Raw genomic sequence first — 7,779 nt, forward strand, 5'->3', positions numbered from 1 at the left:
GGTATAACCTAGACTACTGCTTGTCTCTTCTTAGTAAAATCTCTTCTCGTTGATTTCCTCAATGCAATCGCATTGAAAAGCATTCTATCTATTTGTTTTTTAGTCTTACGTGAAACTGCGTAGGGCAATGCGTATAAGGAAATTAACAATGAAACGTATTCCAGAACCTTTCCGTATCAAAATGGTTGAGCCAATCAAAATGACGACTTTGGCAGACCGTGAAGTCGCGTTAAAAGAAGCGGGCTATAATCCATTTCTTCTTCGTAGTGATGATGTTTATATCGATTTGCTGACTGACTCTGGCACTGGTGCCATGAGTGATAATCAGTGGGCTGGCATCATGATGGGGGATGAATCCTATGCGGGGAGTCGAAATTACTACAACCTGTGTGATGCAGTGGAGCACTTCTTCGGTTATAAGCTCACCGTGCCTGCACACCAAGGGCGTGGTGCCGAGCAAATTTTGTTCCCAGCTTTGATTGAGCGTATGCGTCAGGTGCGTGGTGGCGAAACGCCAGTATTTATCTCGAACTACCATTTTGATACCACAGCGGGTCACATTGAACTCAATGGCGGTAAAGCGATTAACGTGGTAACGGAAGAAGCATTCGACACCACTACGCCTTATGATTGGAAGGGCAATTTTGATATCGATAAGCTGGTGGCAACAATTGAAGCGCACGGTTCGCATAACATTTGTGCAATTATCACCACGATTACTTGTAATAGCTCCGGTGGTCAGCCTGTGTCGATGGAAAACATGCGCAGTGTGTACGAGATTGCAACCAAGTACGATATTCCAGTGGTGATTGACTCGGCTCGTTACTGTGAGAACGCCTACTTTATCAAGCAGCGTGAAGCGGGTTACGAGAATAAATCGATTCTGGAAATCATCCGTGAGATGTACCAGTACGGTGATATGCTCACCATGTCAGCTAAGAAAGACCCGATGGTAAACATTGGTGGCATGTGTTGTATTCGTGATCATAAGGAGTTGTTCCAGGCGGTGCAGACGCGCTGCGTACCCATGGAAGGATTTGTAACATACGGCGGCATGGCTGGGCGTGATATGGAAGCGCTCGCTCGCGGTTTGTATGAAGCCGCGGATGAGGATTTTCTTCACTATAGAATTAGCCAAGTTCAATACTTAGGTGAGCGCTTACGTGAAGGCGGTATTCCGATTCAATACCCAACGGGTGGTCATGCGGTGTTTGTGGATGCCGCTAAGATTTTGCCACATATTCCAGCGGATCAGTTTCCTGCGCAGGTATTGTGTAATGCTTTGTACTTGGAAGCGGGTATTCGAGCAGTAGAGATAGGATCGTTGCTGCTTGGTCGAGATCCGGAAACGGGTAAACAAAAAGTGTCAGAGCTTGAGTTGATGCGTTTGACCATTCCACGTCGTGTCTACACAAACGATCATATGGATTACATTGCGGATGCGATTATCGAACTGAAAAATCGTGCACATGAGTTAAAAGGGCTCACTTTCGAGTACGAGCCACCAGTGCTGCGCCACTTTACTGCTCGATTTAAAGAGATCGATTAACTCAAGTTTAAATCTAGATAAGCAAAAGGCCGCGAGTTTCGCGGCCTTTTTCGATTCGTTTATTTCTTAGCGTTACACTTACGCCAACTCTAATGTGATGCGAACGAACTGGTCGTCTTGATACTGCACTTCATAATTGAAGGTACCACTGGCGTAAATGCTGCCAAGAAAAAGTGAACGTTGACTCATTGGTCCGCGGAACAGCATCGAAATAGGAGCGATTAGGGCGTTATTATCATCGAAGTGCTGATTTAAGTTCTCAGAAAGCACACACAGCAAACAGCCGTGTTGGTCGTGAGATAAGTCGACGTCTTCCGGTCGAGATAATAACACGGTAGTCCCCAGTTTCTTCTCAATCTCGTTGATCAGCAGCAAGTAGCTATCTAGATCGGGTTGAGGGTTGCTGGGTTTGTCTGCACCGACGCAGCGCTCGAGTAATGCTTCCAGATTTCCGTTCTCACCTTTTGCCTGCTGAGTCAAAGATTTTAACGGCTTTTTAATCAGCTTATAGCGATTACTCTTCAGTTTTGGTTTCAGCCATTTCTGAAGTAAGTCATTACGTTCTTTAAGGGAGAGGCCATGCGAGGACGCGTGAATTTTAAAGTGCAGGTGTAATAAAGCGTGAACCGCAAGCTCACTCAGAAGTTGATTAGCATCTGTAGACTGTCTTGCCTGCTTAGAACTTTGCATTACACTCGAACAAAATTAGGGAAGAAGGATAATGGTGCCGAGAGAGGGACTCGAACCCTCACACCAAAGGCACTAGCACCTCATGCTAGCGTGTCTACCAATTTCACCATCTCGGCATCATGATGCTCTGAATACTCAGAGGCCTCGAAAGAAGCAACGCGAATTGTATAACCAAAATCCACCTGTTGGCGAGAGCAAAATGACGAATTTTGGCTCTTTCGAGTTTGATTGCATATTTATTGGTCACTTTTATGTTTTTTACCATCAACGCCTATCCTTATGCCCTTACTTTTATTAATAGTATGACGACAAAAGAGTACTTTTGCCTAAATTTTGAACGCTTGAACGTTTGCGTAAATAAATGTGATGAATATCTCTTTTTGTTGGCTATACTTGCGTCCCGTTTAAGCGGGAATTAGGGTTTAGTTGTTCAGGACCCTTACCCATACAAGCCGTCACATGGAGCAGGCCAAGCAACATGCTCGCCAGCAGTGAATGACCCCACGGACCGGACCAGCTACGTTCAATTGCTTGTATAAGGTAAAAATAAGATGTCGAACTATTCGTTCTGTCTACATTCTGGATCTAAAAGTGAGTTATCACTCGCTGCGTTGTCCCTTTCTTCTGCCAATTCCTTTGGCTCTTTTTTCTTTTTCAACGTTTAGTAGGTCCAGCTCATGAGTGTTCTATTTAGTCTATTTGGTATTGTTGCACTGCTAGGTTGTGCTTTCCTACTTTCTGAGGGTCGTTCTTCCATTAATTGGAAAACTGTATCTCGCGCCTTGATGCTACAAATGGGGTTTGCTGCTTTGGTGCTCTATTTCCCGTTGGGTCAAGCGGCGCTGGCGAGTTTAAGTAATGGTGTCGCGGGGCTACTCAGCTTTGCTGATGAAGGGATTAAATTCCTCTTTGGTGACCTCGCTTCTTCTGGCTTTATCTTCGCTATCCGTGTCCTTCCTATCATCATCTTCTTCAGTGCTCTTATCTCCGCCCTTTACTATTTGGGCATTATGCAAAAAGTGATTCAATTTATTGGCGGCGCTATCCAGAAGTTCTTGGGTACGAGTAAAGCAGAGTCTTTGGTTGCAACAGGGAACATTTTCTTATCTCAAGGCGAGTCACCACTTCTTATTCGTCCATTTCTTTCTAACATGACTCGCTCTGAACTGTTTGCCGTGATGGCTGGTGGTATGGCTTCAGTGGCGGGCAGTGTGCTTGGTGGTTATGCTGGTTTGGGTGTCGACCTCAAATACTTGATCGCGGCAAGCTTTATGGCAGCACCAGGTAGTTTGATGATGGCAAAAATCATCGTTCCTGAGCGTCAAACGCCAAGCGATTACAACAATATTGAGCTAGATAAATCAGAAGAAAGTAACGTTATTGATGCGCTAGCAAGCGGTGCCATGGGCGGTATGAAAGTTGCCGTTGCTGTTGGTACCATGCTTATCGCTTTCGTGAGTGTTATCGCGATGGTGAACACGGGGCTAGAAAACTTGGGCGAGATACTTGGTTTCTCTGGCGTAACGCTACAAGCGATTTTTGGTTATTTGTTTGCACCTCTCGCATGGTTGATTGGTGTGCCAAGCCACGAAATCCTAGCTGCGGGTTCATACATTGGTCAGAAAGTGGTGATGAATGAGTTTGTTGCGTTTATCGATTTTGTGCAGCACAAAGCGACACTGTCTGAGCATACTCAAATTATTATCACTTTTGCGTTGTGTGGTTTTGCGAACATTGGCTCAATTGCGATTCAGTTGGGCTCTATCGGCGTGATGGCACCTGAGCGCCGTAAAGATGTTGCAAGTCTAGGCCTAAAAGCGGTTGCTGCTGGTACACTCGCTAACCTGATGAGTGCGTGCTTAGCGGGCATTTTTATCTCTCTCTAATTTAGATTGAAGATACACACTAAAAACCCGCCTAAATGGCGGGTTTTGTTATTTCTAAGGCTTGGGCATTAAGCCGTAAGGTATCGATTTAAAAGCCTCTGGGTGCTCTTGATAAGTTGGCGCTTTATGTACCCCTTTCCAATCGAGCAGCATGATGGCTAGTACGTTACGGTGTTCGCCGTACTTGAGATCAAAGTTACCGTCGACCGACGGAATCATCCCTTTTTCTGCGTTGATTGCGTGACGAATGGCTTGGCGGGTTTTCTTTACGACCGGATCATGGTCCAAGCCTGCTAACAAAAACGAAATGCCGACTTCCGCAATCACGTCTTCTTTGGCGCGCAGTAGGATAGTGTCGATATTGTTGCGAAAGTAATCATAAATCCATTGGTGTTTCTTCTCGCTTACTCGCTCCTGATAATACTGTGAATCGGCAAAGATGATGTGCGTCATACCATAGAGTTTGTTCCAATACTGCTGAGCTGAAAGCATCTTATCTTTATCGTCGGGGTAGGTGTCACGGAAGGTTTGAGTGAATTCCTCGACCACATCTTGCTCTCCTAACTGACGAAGCCAGTAGACTTGGTTTGCAAGCTGAGCTGCCCATGCCTCTATCATCTCTTTGTCCGTAACGTAACGCGAGAAATCGTAGCGCCTAATAATTTTTCTCAGCGTTTTGTCTTGTTTATGCTTTAGGCCGTATTCGTTTGCTCTTGCCATTGCGCCAAGCAAATCCACACCAAGATAAAGGTACTCAGGATGGTGTTTAGTCACGGTATAGCGTCGCTGCCCTCGTTCGGTTTCTTTCTCTTGATACGTGGTCAGCCTTTGAGATGAATAGAGAATGATGTCTTCTGGTTCAACAACTTCATTAGCAAATTGGTTTAACCGGCTGGCTACTTGTGCCATGTCGGTCCAAATGGCAGCGTGATATTTCTCATCTAATGTTTGGCGGTACATGCGTAAGCCAAAATGGCCCTCTTTAAACGCCGGGAGAGTGAACAGTTCTTGTTCGTAGGTACTACGAATCAACTGCGCTGATTGAGTATTATCGAGAAGCGGTACGTCTTCCTGTGATGCCTGAGCAGCAAAGGTAAGTGAGCAAGAGAGTAAGACCGCTAAGCTAAGAGGTTTAATACGCATAAATCCATTCCCTATGAAGTCCTGAACCTAAACCTACCATCAATATTAATTGAGAATGTAAAAGCTGAGTCAATAGTTGAAAATTTGCCTAAAAGTCAGGTTGATACGTTCATCTTTGGTTTTCGCGGTTTTTGGTACGCAGTGCTTCCAGTGATGCTGAAGCTCGCCAGCCATAATCAGTAAGGAGCCGTGAGAAAGCTCGTATTCAATCTCAGTTTTACAATGTAAATTTCTAAGCAAAAATCGACGTGTTTCACCTAAGTTCAAAGATGCGATAACAGGGTTTCTACCTAACTCTGGTTCATTATCTTGGTGCCAGCCCATTGAGTCTTGGCCGTGTCGATATAAGTTAGCGAGAACAGAATTAAAAGTGACATCAGCAACTGATTCACAACGCACTTTCAGCTGAGTTAACTCAGGAGTCCAAGGGTGAGGCTGCATGGTTAAGCCTGAGTAAGTATATGCTGCATCACCGTGCCACGCTTGTAAGCGAGGTTGAAGTACTGACTTGCCGAACATAGTAATGTGTTCTTGGTGCCATGGCAGTGTCTTTCGAAGTTGGTCAAAGTAATTATCCGCCTCAAGATGGTTAAGAAAATGAGGATCATAATAAAGTTCTCCTCTTTCTACTTCTTGCCATAGATCGCCGCCAAATAAATCGCCTTGTTGATGCATCATCTCACACCTAAAACATAAAAGTTGTCAATCACTGTTACCTTTCTGATTATGATTGGTTATTCTTGTGATAATAAGAATTTTAACAATAAATAAAAAATCTCGTAGTTGTATACGAGTTGTGGGGAGAAAATGCGTTATTTACCCAGAAAGCGATGCTATTTTGCATTGTTCTTCCTCACCTTTTTCGCTTTGTGTATTGGGGTTATTGAGCTGTTAAATCGAAACCAGCAAGAGCTTCACAAAGAGCGAGTTCAAGTTGAGGCCAAAGAACAACTTTCCATTCTCCGTTCCAATTTGGAAGCGGTACTTATGGCGGATATCTACAAAGCCAGTACTTTAGCGACACTCATTACTTTACTTCCTAAAAACCAAGAAGAAGAATTGAGTATCGCCGCTCACCGAATCCTAAATAAAAGTAAACATATTACAATAATCGGTATCGCGAAAAATGATGTAATTAGTCACGTATTTCCACGCCAAGGTAATGAGCGCCTAATCGGCCTTGATTACCGCGCAGTGCCACAGCAGTGGGTACAGGTGCAAAAAGCCAAGGATGTACAAGAAATTTTCATCGCAGGGCCCGTTACATTGATCCAAGGTGGCCGAGGTTTGATCGTGCGTGTGCCTGTTTTTCTTGATCCTCCAATGAATCAGGACTACTGGGGAGTGATCAGTGCGGTGATTGATTTCGATGCTCTGATGAGAGAAACCGGCGTAATTGATTTCTCGTATCGTTACCCTTTAATGATCCGTGGTTACGATAGCGGTGGCTCATTTGGTGATGCTTTCTTTGGCGCGCAAAGTGTAAATAGCATGGTATATGCAAAAGAGATGGTTCATTTTCCTTATGGTGGGTGGAGTATGGTGGTTTTCTCTGGAGGCAAAGCTGATCGCCAAATCTCTTGGCATCAGTTGCATTTAGCTAGAGTAATCGGCTATCCCATTATATTCGCACTTAGCCTCGCGCTGTTCGCCATTTATCGACTGTATACCATTGCAGATGACAGAGCTTTACACGATGAACTCACGAATTTACCAAACCGTCGCTATTTTATGAAGTTTTACAAGCAGCAGTTCGAAATAGCGAAACGTTATAAAAAGCGTTATAGCTTCGCCTTAATTAATATTGACCTAGATAGGTTTAAACACATTAACGATACCTATGGTCACGACGCAGGTGACAAAGTTTTAATCGCTACGGCTGAAAGGGTAAAAAGCTCTCTGCGTAAATCAGACATCGTGGCCAGAATGGGCGGTGATGAGTTTTTAGTTGTAGTCCATCACCCTGGAACGGAAGAAAATGTTCAGTCCCTTCTACAAAAACTTCGATTAGCGCTATGCTCGACGCCCGTCATTTACGATGAAACGCTTATCTATTTGAAAGCCAGTATTGGGTACGCGATATTTGACCCGAAAATGTCATCTCCTGAGCAAATGATGAAAATAGCCGATGAGAGAATGTATCAACAAAAGCATGGCGGATGAGCCTGAACCCAGTTTCAATAAGGGGTTAGAAGAATGGTAAAGTTGGGAGCCCGAAATCTCATCATCATTGAGGTGCAAGAATATGTGACTTCATATGTTCACAGACACTTTGCTGAGAGAGTCGTTATTAGCAGTGCATTAAGTGGCATATTTGCATAATATTGCATTTTGCAAATGCAGTTTGCGAAATTAATGGTTAATAAAGCAACGATATGCATCTGGATCTACTAAAAAACGGCTTTTTAAAAGTTGGCACGCATCGTGCTTTACTTAGAGTGACCCTTATTAAGCCGAGGGTCACCTAGCCAACTGACGTTGTTAGTGAATACAAATTGTTCACAAGTATAT

General features: G+C 44.1%; 6 protein-coding genes and 1 tRNA gene. 3 read left to right on the forward strand and 4 right to left on the reverse strand.

Annotated elements, in window-relative coordinates; genetic code table 11:
- The first annotated feature begins 148 nt into the window (after positions 1 to 148).
- Positions 149 to 1,549 (forward strand): tryptophanase, encoded by a 1,401-nt coding sequence (locus tag R7041_RS16235; RefSeq protein ID WP_053307136.1) that lies wholly within the window; start codon positions 149 to 151, stop codon positions 1,547 to 1,549.
- A 78-nt stretch (positions 1,550 to 1,627) separates the two neighbouring features.
- Here R7041_RS16235 and R7041_RS16240 read toward each other — a convergent pair whose 3' ends face one another.
- The gene (locus R7041_RS16240; protein WP_005374167.1) at positions 1,628 to 2,239 is read right to left on the reverse strand and encodes a DUF2913 family protein; all 612 of its coding nucleotides are present in this window, start codon (positions 2,237 to 2,239) and stop codon (positions 1,628 to 1,630) included.
- 32 nt (positions 2,240 to 2,271) lie between these two features.
- Positions 2,272 to 2,355: transfer RNA gene (locus R7041_RS16245), tRNA-Leu, on the reverse strand.
- Positions 2,356 to 2,916: 561 nt separating this feature from the next.
- On the opposite strand from R7041_RS16245, the gene R7041_RS16250 reads away from it, so the two are divergent.
- Positions 2,917 to 4,125 (forward strand): NupC/NupG family nucleoside CNT transporter, encoded by a 1,209-nt coding sequence (locus R7041_RS16250; RefSeq protein ID WP_017635515.1) that lies wholly within the window; start codon positions 2,917 to 2,919, stop codon positions 4,123 to 4,125.
- A gap of 54 nt (positions 4,126 to 4,179) precedes the next feature.
- On the opposite strand, the gene R7041_RS16255 is transcribed toward R7041_RS16250, so the two are convergent.
- Positions 4,180 to 5,268, reverse strand: coding sequence for a DUF3541 domain-containing protein (locus tag R7041_RS16255; protein WP_085569244.1), 1,089 nt, complete (start codon positions 5,266 to 5,268; stop codon positions 4,180 to 4,182).
- Between the two features lie 69 nt (positions 5,269 to 5,337).
- Positions 5,338 to 5,943, reverse strand: a complete 606-nt coding sequence (locus R7041_RS16260) for an alpha-ketoglutarate-dependent dioxygenase AlkB family protein (RefSeq protein ID WP_182015931.1) — start codon at positions 5,941 to 5,943, stop codon at positions 5,338 to 5,340.
- Between the two features lie 132 nt (positions 5,944 to 6,075).
- Between R7041_RS16260 and R7041_RS16265 the strand changes: the two genes are divergently transcribed.
- Positions 6,076 to 7,431, forward strand: a complete 1,356-nt coding sequence (locus R7041_RS16265; protein ID WP_021035911.1) for a diguanylate cyclase — start codon at positions 6,076 to 6,078, stop codon at positions 7,429 to 7,431.
- The last annotated feature ends 348 nt before the right edge of the window (positions 7,432 to 7,779 follow it).

The organism is Vibrio sp. 1751, from assembly GCF_033339895.1.
GTDB lineage: Bacteria > Pseudomonadota > Gammaproteobacteria > Enterobacterales > Vibrionaceae > Vibrio > Vibrio alginolyticus.